This is a genomic window from Streptomyces sp. NPDC002754, assembly GCF_053592315.1.
Map to the genome: position 1 here is coordinate 309,900 of NZ_JBSFVM010000001.1, position 14,413 is coordinate 324,312.

The following is a 14,413-nucleotide window of genomic DNA, read 5'->3' on the forward strand; positions in this document are numbered from 1 at the left end:
AGGGCCTACCGCAAGGTCGGCGGAACGAAATCCAGCACAGCACCATCCCCACTCCCGTTCACCGGAAGCAAAGGTTGTGCACATGCCTCGACTTCGTACGATCACGACCGCCGCGGCGGCCGTCCTCGCTCTCGCGGGCGGCGGCCTCGCGGGAGCCCCGCACCCGGCGGAGGCGAGAGCCGGGCACGGCGGCCAGGGCGGCGGCAGCGCCTGGTTCACCTCCTGGGCACAGTCCCAACAGGACGCGGCGACGGACCCGTTGAGCGACCAGTCCGTACGGACGGTCACGCACCTCAGCCAGGGCGGGGACGGCGTCCGCGTCCGCATCCAGAACACCTTCGGCAAGGCGCCCCTGGAGATCGGCGGCGCCTCCGTCGGTCTGAGCGGCGACGGAGCGTCCATCAAGGGAGACACCCACCCGGTCCGTTTCGACGGGAAGAGTCACATCACCGTTCCCGCGGGCGGCGAGGTGTGGAGTGACCCCACCGACCTCGCCACGGCGGCGCAGGACGACGTCACCGTCTCCGTCGCACTCAAGGGGACGGCCACCCCCGGTCAGCACCGCACCGCGCTGCGCACCAACTACCTCACGCCGCAGGGCACCGGCGACCACACCGCGGACACCAGCGGCGCCGCCTACACCAAGACCGTCGATGCCACGTACCTGGTCAGCGCCGTCGACGTGCACAATCCGCGCCTCAACGGCACGGCGGTCGCCTACGGCAGCTCGGTCGTCGACGGCGTCGGCAGCACCAACTGCGGCCCCGGCTGCACCGAGACCGGCACCAACCGCCGCTGGACGGACGACCTGGCGCGCCGCGTGCACGCCGAACTCCCGCCCACCGAACAGGTCGCGATCGCCAACGCGGGGCTCAGCGGCACGACGAGCGCGGCCGACTGCCCCGGCACCCCGTCGAACGTTCAGGGCCTCGACGCCGCCACCCGCCTCAAGAGGGACGTCCTCGCCCTGCACGGCGTCACCTCGGTCCTCTACTACTACGGCACCAACGACCTCGCCTTCGGCTGCGACGGCGAACAGATCCTCGCCAGCTACAAGAAGGTGTTCAAGGAACTGCGCGACGCCGGAATCAAGATCTACGTCACGCCCATCACACCCCGCCCCGGCTACAGCGACAAGAACAACCTGGACCGTCACACGGTCAACCTCTTTACGAATAAGGCGAGTTCGTGTGACGGAACCTGCGAAGGCGTCATGGACTTCGACGAGGTCCTGAAGGACCCCCTGCACCCCAACAGCATCGAGCCCTCGTACGACAACGGGGACGGCGTCCACGCGAACATCGCCGGGCAGCAGGCGATCGCCGACTCGATCTCGTTGCGGATGCTGCGGGTGCTGAGGGCCGGCGCGCTGTAAGCGACACTCGACCCCCATTTGCCTATAAGTATTAGGCAGGTGCAGAATGGGTTTCGGTAACAGTGACGGGGGTCGAGGGAGAGGGCGTACGGCCATGGTGCGTGCCGGATTGACCGCGGAGCGGCTGGCCCGGGCCGGTGCCGAGCTCGCGGACGAGGTCGGCTTCGAGCAGGCGACCGTCTCGGCCCTCGCCCGGCGCTTCGACGTCAAGGTCGCGAGCCTGTACTCGCACGTCAAGAACTCGCACGACCTGAAGACGCGGATCGCCCTGATCGCCCTGCAAGAGCTGGCCGACCGGGCCGCCGAGGCCCTGGCCGGGCGGTCCGGCAAGGAGGCGCTCGTGGCCCTCGCCAACGTCTACCGCGACTACGCCCGCGCACACCCGGGCCGCTACGCCGCCGCCCAGTACCGGCTCGACCCGGAGACGGCGGCGGCGAGCGCAGGGGTTCGGCACGCGCAGATGACGCGGGCCGTGCTGCGCGGCTACGACCTCACCGAACCCGACCAGACCCACGCCGTCCGGCTCCTGGGCAGCGTCTTCCACGGCTACGTCAGCCTCGAACTGGCCGGCGGCTTCAGCCACAGCGCACCCGACTCGGCGGAGAGCTGGGCGCGGAGCCTGGACGCGCTCGACGCACTGCTGCGCAACTGGCCCGCGCAGGCGTGAGCCGACGAGTCCCGCGAATCCCGCCAGTCCCGCGAGTCATCCCACACCCTTGATCAACAGATTGACGCCACCATGAACAGCACCAACACCCCTGACTCCGTCCATGAGTTGACCGCCACACCGCTGACGGACGACCTCGTCCACGGTGCGATCGACATCGAGCGCACCGCCCGCGGTCTCCTCCCGCACCGGCTCCCCGCCTGGGCCCGCTCCCAGAACACGGACGGCCAACTGGCCATGGCCGAGTCGCAGCCCTCCGGCGTCCGCCTCGCCTTTCGCACCCGCGCCACCGTCGTCGAACTCGACACGGTGCCGACCAAGCGCGTCTACGTAGGTGTGCCCCCGCGCCCCGACGGGCTCTACGACCTGCTCGTCGACGGTCGGCCCGCCGGGCAGGGGAGTGTCGCCGGCGGCGACATCCTCACCATCGACATGAGCGCGGGCACGTACGAGCACGAGGAGGCCGGGCAGCCGGGAACGCTCCGGTTCGACGGCCTGTCCGAGGCATCCAAGACCGTCGAGATCTGGCTGCCGCACAACGAGACCACCGAGCTCGTGGCCCTGCGCACGGACGCCCCCGTGGAGCCGGTGGGCGCATCCGGCCGCAAGGTGTGGCTGCACCACGGCAGCTCCATCAGCCACGGCTCCGACGCCGCGAGCCCGACCACGACCTGGCCCGCGCTCGCCGCGGCGCTCGGCGGCGTGGACCTGGTCAACCTGGGGTTCGGAGGCGGCGCCCTGCTCGACCCGTTCACCGCGCGCACCTTGCGGGACACCCCGGCCGACATGATCAGCGTCAAGATGGGGATCAACCTCGCCAATGCCGACCTGATGCGCATGCGGGCCTTCACCCCCGCCGTGCACGGCTTCCTCGACACCATCCGCGAGGGGCACCCGACCACCCCGCTCCTCGTCGTCTCCCCGATCCTGTGCCCCATCCACGAGAAGACGCCGGGGCCGGGCGCCCCCGACTTCAGCACGCTCGCGAGCGGACAGCTGCGCTTCATGGCGATGGGCGACCCGGCGGAGCGCGCGCAGGGCAAGCTCACCCTGGAATCCATCCGCGAGGAGCTGGCCCGCATCGTCGCCCAGCGCGCGGCCGACGACCCGCACCTGCACTACCTCGACGGCCGCGAACTGTACGGCGAGAAGGACCACGAGGAACTGCCGCTCCCGGACGCACTGCACCCCGACGCCACCGCCCACCGCCGCATCGGCGAGCGCTTCGCGGACCTGGGGATCGGCCCCCTGATCGATCAGCCGAACGGGCCGGTTAGCATATGAGCGCCGCCTAGCTCGAAAGAGACGCACGTGACTGTCAATGACGACTCGTTCACCAACTGGAAGCACCGTGAGGAGACCGCGGAGGCAATGATCCCGATCATCGGGAAGCTGCACCGCGAGCGGGACGTGAACGTCCTGCTGCACAGCCGCTCCCTGGTGAACAAGTCGGTGGTCAGCCTGCTCAAGGCCCACCGATTCGCCCGCCAGATCGCCGGCGAGGAGCTCTCGGTCACCGAGACGATGCCCTTCCTGAAGGCTCTCGCCGAGCTCGACCTCGGGCCCTCCCAGATCGACCTCGGCATCCTCGCCATGACGTACAAGACCGACGGTCGGGGCTTGAGCGTCGAGGAGTTCACGGCCGAGGCCGTCGCCGGCGCCACCGGCGCCCTGAAGCTGGAGCGCGGTGAGGGCCGCGACGTCGTCCTCTACGGCTTCGGCCGCATCGGCCGCCTGGTCGCCCGCCTGCTCATCGAGAAGGCGGGATCCGGGAACGGTCTTCGCCTGCGTGCCATCGTCGTGCGCGGTGGCGGTGAGCAGGATCTCGTGAAGCGGGCCTCGCTGCTGCGCCGCGACTCGATCCACGGCCAGTTCCAGGGCACGATCACCGTTGACGAGGCGAACAGCACGATCAACGCCAACGGCAACGCGATCAAGGTGATCTACGCCAACGACCCGTCCGAGATCGACTACACGGCGTACGGCATCAAGGACGCCATCCTGATCGACAACACCGGCAAGTGGCGCGACCGGGCGGGCCTCTCCGAGCACCTGCGTCCCGGCATCGACAAGGTCGTCCTCACCGCGCCCGGCAAGGGTGACGTGCCGAACATCGTGCACGGCGTCAACCACGACACGATCAAGCCGGACGAGCAGATCCTGTCCTGCGCCTCCTGCACCACGAACGCGATCGTGCCGCCGCTCAAGGCGATGGCCGACGAGTACGGCGTGACGCGCGGCCACGTGGAGACCGTCCACTCGTTCACGAACGACCAGAACCTGCTGGACAACTACCACAAGGCCGACCGTCGCGGCCGCTCCGCGCCGCTCAACATGGTCATCACGGAGACCGGCGCCGCCTCCGCCGTCGCGAAGGCCCTGCCGGACCTCAAGGCGCCGATCACCGGCTCCTCGATCCGCGTCCCCGTCCCGGACGTCTCGATCGCGATCCTCAGCCTGCGCCTCGGCCGCGAGACCACCCGCGACGAGGTCCTCGACCACCTGCGCGACGTCTCGCTGAACTCGCCGCTGCGCCGCCAGATCGACTTCACGGACTCGCCCGACGCGGTCTCCAGCGACTTCCTCGGCTCCCGGCACGCCTCGATCGTCGACGCGGGCGCGACCAAGGTCGACGGCGACAACGCGATCCTCTACCTCTGGTACGACAACGAGTTCGGCTACTCGTGCCAGGTGATCCGCGTCGTCCAGCACGTCTCCGGCGTCGAGTACCCGACGTTCCCGGCGCCCACCGCCTGACACCGGTACGCACCTCCCGAGGTCGGTCCCGCTTCCCGCGGGGCCGGCCTCGCGGCACTTGAGCGGGCGCCTGGGCCGGCATGTGGACCGCACTTGACGGAGTGATCAACTGGCAGGCAGGATGACGAGCATGTTGACGCATCGCACCCTCGCTCTCGGAACGGCCCCCGTTCCGGACCGATGTGGTTGCGCGCGCAGCGGCCTTTAACGGCGGCTCGTAGTGGGCGTTCAGCCCCTCGTCGTCTTTTCCTCCCGTACGTTTCGTAAGAGCCCCCGCCCCGCAGGGCGATGGCCGCGCACGTACGGATCCCCCTCGCGTTCAGCGCGTTCTCTCGTCACCCGTCACCGCGTGCCTGTGGAGGCTCCCCTTGTCCGTGACCGAAATGCCCCCTTCTTCCTCCGCTCTTGAGCTCCGCCCCGCCCACATCCCCGCCGACGGCCTCTACGAGGGCCGCCGCACTCTGCACCGCACCCCCGACGGCTGGCAGGACCGCCCCTACGAGCTGTTCGAGCTCGTCCCGCAGGGCGCCACCATCGGCGCCGAGATCAGCGGCCTCGACCTGAGCCGGCCGCTCTCCCCGGAGCTGCGCGAGGAGCTGAACCGGGCGCTGCTCGAATGGAAGGTCCTCTTCTTCCGCGGCCAGAACCTCAGCAGCGAGGACCAGCGCGAATTCGCCCGCAACTGGGGCGAGTTGGAGACCAACCCGCTCCTGGAGCGCGGCGACAGCGAGGACGTCGTCCGCTTCGACAAGGGTGCGGGCGGCGTCCCCAGCTACGAGAACGTCTGGCACACCGACGTCACCTTCCGTGAACGCCCCGCCCTGGGTGCGGTGTTGCAGCTGCGTGAGGTCCCGCCGTTCGGCGGCGACACCATGTGGGCCGACATGGCGGCCGCGTACGACAACCTCTCCGACGAGGTGAAGGCGCGCATCGAGGGCGCCGAGGCCGAGCACGACTTCCTGCCCGGCTTCCGGCGCTTCTACGGCCCCGAACGGCTCGCCCAGTGGCAGGAGTTGTTCCCGCCGGTCACCCACCCCGTCGTGCGCCGCCACCCCGAGACCGGGCGGCGCATGCTGTTCGTGAACACGTCCTTCACCACCCGGATCCTCGGCATGGAGCGCGCCGAGAGCGACCGGCTGCTGCGTCTGCTGTACCAGCAGGCCCATGTCCCGGAGTTCCAGGTGCGGTTCCACTGGCAGCCGGGCGACACCGCGTTCTGGGACAACCGCGCCACCCAGCACTACGCGGTGGCCGACTACGGCGACGCCCGCCGGGTCGCCGAGCGCGTCGCCATCGCGGGGGACCGCCCCTTCTAGGAAGGCGGCGCATCCTTCTAGGAAGGTGGTGTCGGCGGCCCGAAATCCCTCTCTCCGGCGAGGTGTTGACCGGGCCGCCCCTCGATACTGGCTCCCCAAAGGCACCTGCGGGGCCCTCCGCAGGGGTCGGGTCACGAGGAGCCGCACCATGCGTCTGCCGCGCCGCACCAGCCCGTACCTCGTCGACGGGGCGCTGGCCGCCCTCGTCCTGTTCGCCGTGTCCCTGCAGTTCCTGTTCCCCGACGAGGGCGGCGACCCGCTGTCCTGGCAGGGCTTCCTGCTGGGCGCGGGCACGGCGGTGCCGCTGATCTGGCGGCGCCGCGCACCGATCCTGTGCGCGGTCGCGATCTCCTGCGCCGCCCCGGCCATGGCGCTGTACCACGCGCCACCACCCGACGTCGTGTACGGCGGACTCGTGCTGCTCTACACGCTCGCCGCGTACGCGGAGTCGGCGCCGCGCCGGATCATGCTCGTCGGCTGGGTGATCGGCGCGTCGGCGACGATGTCCATGAAGGAGCATGCCGAACCCTTCGAGTACGCCTTCCACCTGCTCAGCCTCCTGAGCGCCTACGGGTTCGGGCTGCTTGCCCGCACCCAACGCGCGTACACCGCCGCCCTGGAGGAACGTGCCCGCGCCCTGGAGCGGGAGCGCGAGATCGACCGTGCCCGCACGGTCACCAGCGAACGCGCCCGCATCGCTCGGGACATGCACGACGTGGTCGGCCACGCCGTCAGCCTGATGGTCGTCCAGGCCGAGGCGGGCCCCGTCGTGGTGCGCAGCGACCCCGCGCGCGCCGAAGCGGCGTTCGACGCGATCGCGGGCGCCGGACGCGAGGCCATGCAGCAACTCCGCCTGATCCTCGGCATCTTGACCGACACGGGCAACGGCAAGGGCGGACTCGAAGCCCCCGTGCCCGGCCTCGCCCGCCTCCCCGACCTGATCCGCCAGGTGTCCACGACCGCCGGAGTGGCCGTCACCCTGCACGTCGCAGGCCACCCCCGCCCCGTCGCCCCCGAAACGGAGACCGCCGCGTACCGCATCGTCCAGGAAGCCCTGACCAACACCGTCAAGCACGCGTACGCTGCCCGAGCGGACGTACAACTCGACTGGGGAGAAACGGAGTTGGCGATCACCGTGACAGACGACGGAACCTGCTCCGGCCCACCCGAAGCCGGTGGCGGGCGCGGACTCGTCGGCATCGAGGAGCGCGCCGCGGCCTGCGGCGGCAGCGCACACAGCGGCCCCGGCCCGCACGGCGGATTCCGGGTCACCGCCCGGCTGCCCGCGGCGACCCGACAGGCCGTCGAAAGAGCGCCATGAGCATCCGCGTCGTCGTCGCCGACGACCAGGAACTGGTGCGCAGCGGTTTCACCATGATCCTCGACGCGCAGCCCGACATCGAGGTCGTCGCCGAGGCGGCCGATGGGAACGAGGCGGTCACGGCGGTGCGCGGTCACGCGCCCGACGTCCTCCTCCTCGACATCCGCATGCCGCACATGGACGGCATCGAGGCGGCGCGCCGCGTCTGCGAGCAGTCCAGTTGCCGCGTCGTCATGCTGACCACGTTCGACCTCGACGAGTACGTCTACGAGGCGTTGTACGCGGGAGCGTCCGGGTTCCTGCTCAAGGACGTGCGCCGCGACGACCTCGTGCACGCCGTCCGCGTCGTCGCGGCAGGGGACTCCCTCCTCGCCCCGTCCGTGACCCGCCGCCTCGTCGCCGACATCACGCGCCGCAGGCCCAAGCCCCCCGAACCGCCCGCCCTTTCGGCCCTCACCGCCCGCGAGACCGAGACCCTGCGCCACCTCGCCCGCGGCCTCACCAACGCGGAGATCGCCGCGACCCTCCACGTCAGCGAACACACGGTCAAGACACACGTCAGCAACGTCCTGAGCAAACTGCACCTGCGGGACCGGGTGCAGGCGGTCATCTGCGCGTACGAGTCTGGTCTTGTGGCGCCCGGCTAGCCGATCAGGGTCCGCTTCGGGCGCACCACGCAGAACTCGTCGTCCTCCGGATCGGCCAGCACCGTCCATGACTCGTCGCCGGTCTGCCCCACGTCCGCCCTGTGCGCCCCGAGGGCGACGAGCCGCTCGATCTCGGCGTCCCGGTCCTCCGCGGTGCAGGTCAGGTCGAGGTGCAGCCGGTTCTTGGCCGCCTTGGCGTCCGTCACCGGCATGAAGCAGATCCCGACCGGAGCGTTCTCGTCCGGGCCGATCACCACCTCCCGTTCCCGCTCCGACAGGATCCGCCAGCGCAGCGCCCCGGCCCAGAAGCGGGCCAGGGCGGGAAGGTCGTGGGCGTCGATGACGATGTGGTGCAGCGAAACAGGCATGCGCTCCAGTATGCGCGGCGCGCCCGACGCCCGTCTCTCACTCGCGCGACCCATGCCGTGCGGCCGCGCCTCCCTCTTGCGCGCGAGTCAGGAACCGCCCGCCCCGGCGATCCGCCACACACCACTGCGCGAGCACGCTGACGGTGTCCCATCGGAACCCTCCGAGGAGGCGCCGTGCTCAGCGCACTCGCCCGGGCGGCGACCCGCCGCCCCCGTACCGTGATCCTCACCTGGCTCGCCCTGATCGTGCTCGGTTTCGGGCTCGGCACCGGCGTCTTCGGCCGGCTCTCCGACTCGGTCCCCGACGTGCCGGACACCGAGTCCGACCGCACCGCCGAACTCCTCGACGACATCGACCCGCGCGGCGAATCCCTCAGCGCCGTCGTCGAGGCACCCCGCGTCGCCGACCCCGCGCTGCGCGCCCGCGTCGAGCGGACCGTCACGGACCTGCGCGGCATCCCCGGCGTCGCCGCCGTCCCGAACCCGTACGCCACCGAGGACCTGGCCTCCCGCGACGGCCGGGCGCTCATCGTGCCCGTCACCCTGAAGGGCGGCCTCGACGACGACGCGGAGGACACGACCGTCGACGCCGTCGCCGACCGGGTCAAGGAGATCGACGGCGCGGACGTCCATGTCAGCGGCGGCCCGCTGCTCGGCGACCAGCTCGGCGAGCGGGCCCAAGAGGACGTCCAGCGCGCCGAGTTGATATCACTGCCGATCGTTCTCGCACTGCTTCTTCTGATCTTCGGAGGGCTGCGCGCGGCCGGACTGCCGCTGCTCGTGGCGGTCAGCGGCGTGGCGGGCGCGTTCCTCGCCCTGTTCGGCTTCAGTCAGGTCACCGAGCTCTCCGTCTACGTGATCCAGGTGACGACCATGCTCGGGCTCGGCCTGGCCGTGGACTACGCGCTGCTGATGGTGATGCGCTTCCGGGAGGAACGCCGGACGAGCGCGGATGTCACCGAGGCCGTGCACCGCACCGTCGAACGTGCGGGCCGCACCATCCTGTTCTCCGGCCTGACCGTCGCCGTCAGCCTCAGCGGACTGCTCGTCTTCCCCAGCCCGTTCCTGCGCAGCATGGGCCTGGCCGTGGCAGCCGTCGTGGTCGTCGACATGCTCGCCGCGCTGACCCTGCTGCCCGCGCTGCTCGCCCGGTTCGGCGCACGCATCGCCCCGTCCAAGCCGCGTGCGCCCGGCGTGGAGGGGCGCGCCTTCGCCCGCCTCGCCCGGTTCGCGGGCCGCCGCCCGATAGCCGTGACGACGGTGAGCGTGCTCGCCCTGCTCACGCTCGCGCTGCCGGTCGGGAACCTGCGCATCGACATCGGCGACGCCCGCCAACTCCCCGCCTCCACCGCGGCGCGACAGCTGTACGACACCGTGCACGCGCACTACCCGCCGGGCGTCGGTGTGGACCCGGTCGTCGTCGTGGCACGCCCCGGCACGGACCCCGCCTTCGAGACCCGGGTGAAGGCCCTGGACGGCGTCGCGTCGTCCGAGACACAGACCCTCGACGACGGAACCCGCGTCCTGCACGTCACGCCGTCCGGCTCGGTCGACGGTGCCACGGCGACCCAACTCGTCGAGAAGGTACGGGAGTTGCGCGGCGGCAATCCGGTGACCGTGGCGGGCGTGGCCGCCCGGCTCGTCGACTTCCGGCAGATGCTCGCCGACCGCGCGCCCTGGACCGCACTCACCGTCCTCGCCGGCATCCTGGCCCTGTTCTTCGCGTTCACCGGTTCGCTCCTCATCCCACTGCGCACAGTCCTCACCACGCTGCTCAGCCTGGGCGCCGCGCTCGGTGTGGTGGTCCTCGTCTTCCAGGACGGGCACGCCGCGTCCTGGCTCGGCGGGGAGGGACTCGGCGCGCTGAGCCTGACCGCGCCGCCACTCATCGTCGCCATCGCCTTCGGGCTCGCCATGGACTACGAACTGTTCATCCTCGCCCGGATGCGCGAGTCGTGGCGCGCGACAGGGGACGCGCAGGAAGCGGTGGTGACCGGGCTGCGGCGCTCGGGCCGCGTCGTGAGCTGCGCCGCCCTGCTCCTCGCCGTCGTCTTCGGCGCCTTCATGACGGGCGGCTTCGCCCCCATCCTGGAGATCGGCCTCGGCCTCACCCTGGCGGTCGTGATCGACGCGACGATCGTACGGATGCTGCTCGTACCGGCGACGATGGCGCTCATGGGTACGCGCGCGTGGTGGGCGCCGCGAGCGCTGCGCAGGGTGCATGAGCGGTTCGGTGTACGGGAGAAAGAGGCCCCGAAGGGACGGATGGTGACGTCACGTCAGTAGCGAGGGCGTACGCGCGAGGGCCCCGGACGCACTGTCCGGGGCCCTCTCATGTCAGTCGGTGGTGCGCGCCGTCAGACGACGGCGATCGACCGGCCCGCCCACTCGGGCGCGGGCTCCGTCAGCTCGGTGAAGCGGTCGCGGACGGTGGCCGGGAACTCGGCCGCCTTCCCCGCCTCCTGATCGACGTGGATCGCGAGCAGCTCGGTGGTCGCCACCGGGTCCGCGTCCGGGGCGGGCTCGCCCGCCTCGTCGTCCACCACGAACATCTCGTGCGTGAAGCGCGCCTTCTTCGACGCCGCCCCCAACACCCGCGTACGGATGGCGAGATGGGCGCCCTCGGGGACGTCACGCAAATAACGTATGTGCGACTCGACCGTGTAGAGCGAGCAGTGCGTGGACTCGCGGTACGTGGAGTCCAGGCCCGTCTCGATCATCATGGCGTCGGTGGCGTGACCGAAGGCGAGCACGTAGAACGCCTCGCTCATATGGCCGTTGTAGTCGATCCACTCGGGGCGGACCGTGCGGTGCAGGAGGGGGAGCTTTGTCATCGCAGGTCAGCCTACCTTCCGGCCGAGCCGGCCCGTCGCGCGCAGCACGTCGATGACGCCCTGGTCGCGCTCGGCGACGAGGTCGGCGATGGAGCGGCCGTCGGCGGCGACGTCGCAGCCCACGACCACGGAGTCGTACAGCTGCTTGTCGAGCTCAGGGGCCTCGAGCCGCGTCCACGGCGACTTCAGGGACGGGCCGAAGTGGTCGAGCATGTGCGCCATGCCGCCCTCGCCGCCCGCGAGCGCGAACGTCAGCATCGGGCCCATGAACGCCCAGCGCAGGCCGGGGCCTTCGGTGATCGAGTCGTCGATCTCCTTCACCGTCGCCTCGCCGTTGGCGACCATGTGCAGCGCCTCGCGCCACAGGGCCTCCTGGAGGCGGTTGGCGATGAAGCCGGGCACCTCGCGGTCCATGGTGATGACCGACTTGCCCGCGACCTCGTAGAAGCGGGAGGCCCAGGCCGTGGCGTCGGCGTCGGTCTGCTCGCCGCCGACGACCTCGACGAGCGGGATCAGGTACGGCGGGTTGAACGGGTGCCCGACGACCAGGCGCGCCGGGGTCGCCGCCGTGGTCTGCATGTCGGTCATCGGGTAGCCGGAGGTCGACGAGGCGATGACGACGCCGGCGGGGGCGGCCGCGTCGAGCCGGGACAGCAGATCGCGCTTGAGGTCGAGGTCCTCGGGGGCGCTCTCCTGCACGAACTCGGCGCCTGCGACGGCCTCTTCGAGGGTCGGGGCGACCGTGAGCCGCTCGCGCGAGGCGCCGTCGGCGAGGCCCATCTCGGTGAGGGCGGGCCAGGCGGCGTCGACCAGGCGGCGCAGCTTCTGCTCGGCGTCGGGGGCCGGGTCCCAGGCCTGCACGTCGTAGCCGCGGGCGAGGAAGTGGGCGACCCAGCCGCCGCCGATGACGCCGGCTCCGACGCAGGCGACCCGGCGGACGTCCTCGGGAGCGGTGAGGGGGGAGGTCATGAGGGTGGTGTTGCCTTCCGGTGGTGCGGGTGCGGGCTTACGTGTCCGGTCTTACGTGCGTGGGCGTCAGGCGCGCGGCTTGAGGCCGAGCAGCGCGCGGGCCTCGTCCGGCGTCGCGACGCGCGAGCCGAGGGACTCCGTGATGGTCACGGCACGCTCGACGAGCTGGGCGTTGGTCGCCTTGTTGCCCTTGCCGAGGTAGAGGTTGTCCTCCAGGCCGACGCGGGCGTGCCCGCCGAGCAGGATCGACTGCGCCACCCACGGCATCTGCATGCGGCCGAGCGCGAAGCTCGCGAACTGGGCCCCCTCCGGCAGCATGTTGACCATCGACTGCAGGACGCCCGGGTCGGCCGGGGCGCCCCACGGGATGCCCATGCACAGCTGGAACACGGTCGGGTCGTCGAGCAGGCCCTCCGCGAGAAGCTGCTTGGCGAACCACAGCTGGCCGGTGTCGAAGATCTCCAACTCGGGCCGCACGCCCAGCTCTTGAATGCGCTTCGCGCCCTGGCGCAGCATGTCGGGCGTCGACACGTACAGGTTCGAGCCGTCGCCGAAGTTCAGCGAACCGCAGTCGAGCGTGCAGATGTCGGGCAGCAGCTCCTCGACGTGCGGCAGCCGGTCGAGGCCGCTGACGAGGTCGGTCCCGGGCAGGTGGTTGAGCGGCTCGTCCGGGTCGATGACCAGGTCGCCGCCCATGCCGGCCGTCAGGTTGATGACGACGTCGGTGCCGGTCTCCTTGATCCGCTCGACGACCTCGCGGTACAGCTTCGTGTCGCGCGAGGGGTCACCGGTCTCGGGGTCCCGTACGTGGATGTGCACGACGGCAGCACCCGCGTCGGCCGCCTCGACGGCATTCTTGGCAATCTGCTCCGGCGTAACAGGCACGTGCGGACTCCGCCGCACAGTGTCACCGGCACCGGTGAGCGCGGCAGTGATGATGACGTTCTCGGTGGGCATAGGGGAACCTCCCAGGTGTGTCTCCGCCTTCGGCGGACGTGCAAATCAAGCGGGTGCGCAATTCAAGCGGTCGGGCCAATCAAGCAGCTTGGCCAATCAAGCGGGTGGGCCAATCAAGCCCCTGCGGCGATTGAGCAGCGGGGTCCGGGGCGGAGCCCCGTGACGTGTGGCTACGGGGCCGCGATGGTTCCGTCGACGTAACTGAGCAGCGCGGCATGCATCGCATCCGCCGCCGCCCCAACCACCCCCCGGTCGACCGAAAGCACCTGCGTAGCCAACCCATCAATGAGCGCGGTCAGCGCATACGCCGCCGCACCGGAATCGAGCGACGCCCGGAACACGCCCTGCTCGACCCCCCGACGGAGGACATCCGCCACGGTCTCCCGCCACTGCCGGTAGTAGTCGGTGTGCAGCCGCCCCACCGTGGTGGAACGCGCCGCCTCGGCCCACAGGTCGAGCCACACCTTCCACTGACGCCGCTGCTGCTCGGTGCGCGGCGTCTGCAACTCGATGAGCTGGCGCAGCTCCGCCGCCGCGTCGTCCGCCTCCGCGAGGTGCGCGGCGCGGCGCGCGGTGTCCTCGTCCATGCACCAGCGCACCGCGGCCTCCAGGAGGTCCGCGCGGCCGGGGAAGTGGTAGTGGATCGCGGCGGTACTGGTGGCGCAGGCGCGGGCGATGTCGGAGACCCGTACCGCGTGGAACCCGTACTCGGCGACCAGTCGGACCGTCTCCTGGACGATCTGCAGCGGCCGACCGCCCTCCACGGGCGCCGGCGCCCCGACCTCGGCCGCCAGGGGCCGCGCGCCGAGCAGCCAGCCCGGATCGACGCGCGCCTCGTCGGCGATCCGCGCCAGCTCGGCCACCGTGAACCGGCGGGTGCCGCTCAGCGAGCGGGAGAGCTTCGACGGATCCATGACGATGCGGCGCGCGAACTCGCGCTGGCTGACACCGGCCGCCGTGATGACCTCACGGACGCGGGCGGCGGTGTCGGCAGGGGTTGCCTCGTTGCTGGATTCCACGAGGCACGACCCTAACCAAGCGTTGAGAAGAACACAACACTGATGCCATCAATCCATGGAAAACACTGGCCATTGAGTCTCTGACTGGCTCATCAGTCACCATCGCAACACGATGACCGACGCCAACCGGCCCCGCAGGCGTCGCTGCATGCATCCAAAGGATCCGCTGTGAATCGTGCCAAC

General features: G+C 70.8%; 13 protein-coding genes. 8 read left to right on the top strand and 5 right to left on the bottom strand.

Going from position 1 to position 14,413, the window contains the following annotated elements; all coding sequences use genetic code 11:
* Window positions 1–82 precede the first annotated feature (82 nt).
* From ACWD2L_RS01590 to ACWD2L_RS01620, 7 genes are all read left to right on the top strand, one after another.
* Window positions 83–1,375: an SGNH/GDSL hydrolase family protein gene (locus tag ACWD2L_RS01590; RefSeq protein ID WP_351337646.1), complete on the top strand. Its 1,293-nt coding sequence runs from the start codon at window positions 83–85 to the stop codon at window positions 1,373–1,375.
* A 94-nt stretch (window positions 1,376–1,469) separates the two neighbouring features.
* Window positions 1,470–2,042 carry a TetR/AcrR family transcriptional regulator gene (locus ACWD2L_RS01595; RefSeq protein WP_351337644.1) on the top strand — a complete coding sequence of 191 codons (573 nt, stop codon included), beginning with the start codon at window positions 1,470–1,472 and terminating at the stop codon, window positions 2,040–2,042.
* Window positions 2,043–2,114: 72 nt separating this feature from the next.
* The gene (locus tag ACWD2L_RS01600; protein WP_351337642.1) at window positions 2,115–3,326 is read left to right on the top strand and encodes a GDSL-type esterase/lipase family protein; all 1,212 of its coding nucleotides are present in this window, start codon (window positions 2,115–2,117) and stop codon (window positions 3,324–3,326) included.
* A gap of 27 nt (window positions 3,327–3,353) precedes the next feature.
* On the top strand, window positions 3,354–4,799 hold the full coding sequence (locus tag ACWD2L_RS01605; protein ID WP_451187062.1) for a glyceraldehyde-3-phosphate dehydrogenase: 1,446 nt from the start codon (window positions 3,354–3,356) through the stop codon (window positions 4,797–4,799).
* A gap of 383 nt (window positions 4,800–5,182) precedes the next feature.
* Window positions 5,183–6,115: a TauD/TfdA dioxygenase family protein gene (locus ACWD2L_RS01610; protein WP_351337677.1), complete on the top strand. Its 933-nt coding sequence runs from the start codon at window positions 5,183–5,185 to the stop codon at window positions 6,113–6,115.
* Window positions 6,116–6,263: 148 nt separating this feature from the next.
* The gene (locus tag ACWD2L_RS01615) at window positions 6,264–7,436 is read left to right on the top strand and encodes a sensor histidine kinase (RefSeq protein ID WP_351337639.1); all 1,173 of its coding nucleotides are present in this window, start codon (window positions 6,264–6,266) and stop codon (window positions 7,434–7,436) included.
* Window positions 7,433–8,083, top strand: a complete 651-nt coding sequence (locus tag ACWD2L_RS01620; protein WP_351337636.1) for a response regulator transcription factor — start codon at window positions 7,433–7,435, stop codon at window positions 8,081–8,083. The genes ACWD2L_RS01615 and ACWD2L_RS01620 overlap by 4 nt, the downstream gene beginning before the upstream one ends.
* On the opposite strand, the gene ACWD2L_RS01625 is transcribed toward ACWD2L_RS01620, so the two are convergent.
* Window positions 8,080–8,451: a VOC family protein gene (locus ACWD2L_RS01625; RefSeq protein WP_351337634.1), complete on the bottom strand. Its 372-nt coding sequence runs from the start codon at window positions 8,449–8,451 to the stop codon at window positions 8,080–8,082. The two genes, ACWD2L_RS01620 and ACWD2L_RS01625, sit on opposite strands and share 4 nt — an antisense overlap.
* A 174-nt stretch (window positions 8,452–8,625) precedes the next feature.
* Here ACWD2L_RS01625 and ACWD2L_RS01630 point away from each other — a divergent pair, with 174 nt between their 5' ends.
* A complete protein-coding gene (locus ACWD2L_RS01630; RefSeq protein ID WP_351337632.1) occupies window positions 8,626–10,737 on the top strand; it encodes an MMPL family transporter in 2,112 nt (703 codons plus the stop codon).
* A gap of 71 nt (window positions 10,738–10,808) precedes the next feature.
* On the opposite strand, the gene ACWD2L_RS01635 is transcribed toward ACWD2L_RS01630, so the two are convergent.
* The 4 genes from ACWD2L_RS01635 to ACWD2L_RS01650 all read right to left on the bottom strand — a co-directional run bounded on the left by ACWD2L_RS01635 (window position 10,809) and on the right by ACWD2L_RS01650 (window position 14,230).
* Window positions 10,809–11,285, bottom strand: coding sequence for a thioesterase family protein (locus ACWD2L_RS01635; protein ID WP_351337629.1), 477 nt, complete (start codon window positions 11,283–11,285; stop codon window positions 10,809–10,811).
* 6 nt (window positions 11,286–11,291) lie between these two features.
* Window positions 11,292–12,254 carry a 3-hydroxyacyl-CoA dehydrogenase NAD-binding domain-containing protein gene (locus ACWD2L_RS01640; protein ID WP_351337626.1) on the bottom strand — a complete coding sequence of 321 codons (963 nt, stop codon included), beginning with the start codon at window positions 12,252–12,254 and terminating at the stop codon, window positions 11,292–11,294.
* A gap of 66 nt (window positions 12,255–12,320) precedes the next feature.
* Window positions 12,321–13,211, bottom strand: a complete 891-nt coding sequence (locus ACWD2L_RS01645) for a BKACE family enzyme (protein ID WP_351337623.1) — start codon at window positions 13,209–13,211, stop codon at window positions 12,321–12,323.
* A gap of 170 nt (window positions 13,212–13,381) precedes the next feature.
* Window positions 13,382–14,230, bottom strand: a complete 849-nt coding sequence (locus ACWD2L_RS01650) for a TetR/AcrR family transcriptional regulator (protein WP_351337620.1) — start codon at window positions 14,228–14,230, stop codon at window positions 13,382–13,384.
* Between the last annotated feature and the right edge of the window lie 183 nt (window positions 14,231–14,413).

What these genes read in the sequence shown, in the direction of transcription:
- ACWD2L_RS01590 (WP_351337646.1), top strand. Translation starts at nt 83, where the DNA reads ATGCCTCGACTTCGTACGATCACGACCGCCGCGGCGGCCGTCCTCGCT.
- ACWD2L_RS01595 (WP_351337644.1), top strand. Translation starts at nt 1,470, where the DNA reads ATGGTGCGTGCCGGATTGACCGCGGAGCGGCTGGCCCGGGCCGGTGCC.
- ACWD2L_RS01600 (WP_351337642.1), top strand. Translation starts at nt 2,115, where the DNA reads ATGAACAGCACCAACACCCCTGACTCCGTCCATGAGTTGACCGCCACA.
- ACWD2L_RS01610 (WP_351337677.1), top strand. Translation starts at nt 5,183, where the DNA reads ATGCCCCCTTCTTCCTCCGCTCTTGAGCTCCGCCCCGCCCACATCCCC.
- ACWD2L_RS01615 (WP_351337639.1), top strand. Translation starts at nt 6,264, where the DNA reads ATGCGTCTGCCGCGCCGCACCAGCCCGTACCTCGTCGACGGGGCGCTG.
- ACWD2L_RS01620 (WP_351337636.1), top strand. Translation starts at nt 7,433, where the DNA reads ATGAGCATCCGCGTCGTCGTCGCCGACGACCAGGAACTGGTGCGCAGC.
- ACWD2L_RS01625 (WP_351337634.1), bottom strand. Translation starts at nt 8,451, where the DNA reads ATGCCTGTTTCGCTGCACCACATCGTCATCGACGCCCACGACCTTCCC.
- ACWD2L_RS01635 (WP_351337629.1), bottom strand. Translation starts at nt 11,285, where the DNA reads ATGACAAAGCTCCCCCTCCTGCACCGCACGGTCCGCCCCGAGTGGATC.
- ACWD2L_RS01640 (WP_351337626.1), bottom strand. Translation starts at nt 12,254, where the DNA reads ATGACCTCCCCCCTCACCGCTCCCGAGGACGTCCGCCGGGTCGCCTGC.
- ACWD2L_RS01645 (WP_351337623.1), bottom strand. Translation starts at nt 13,211, where the DNA reads ATGCCCACCGAGAACGTCATCATCACTGCCGCGCTCACCGGTGCCGGT.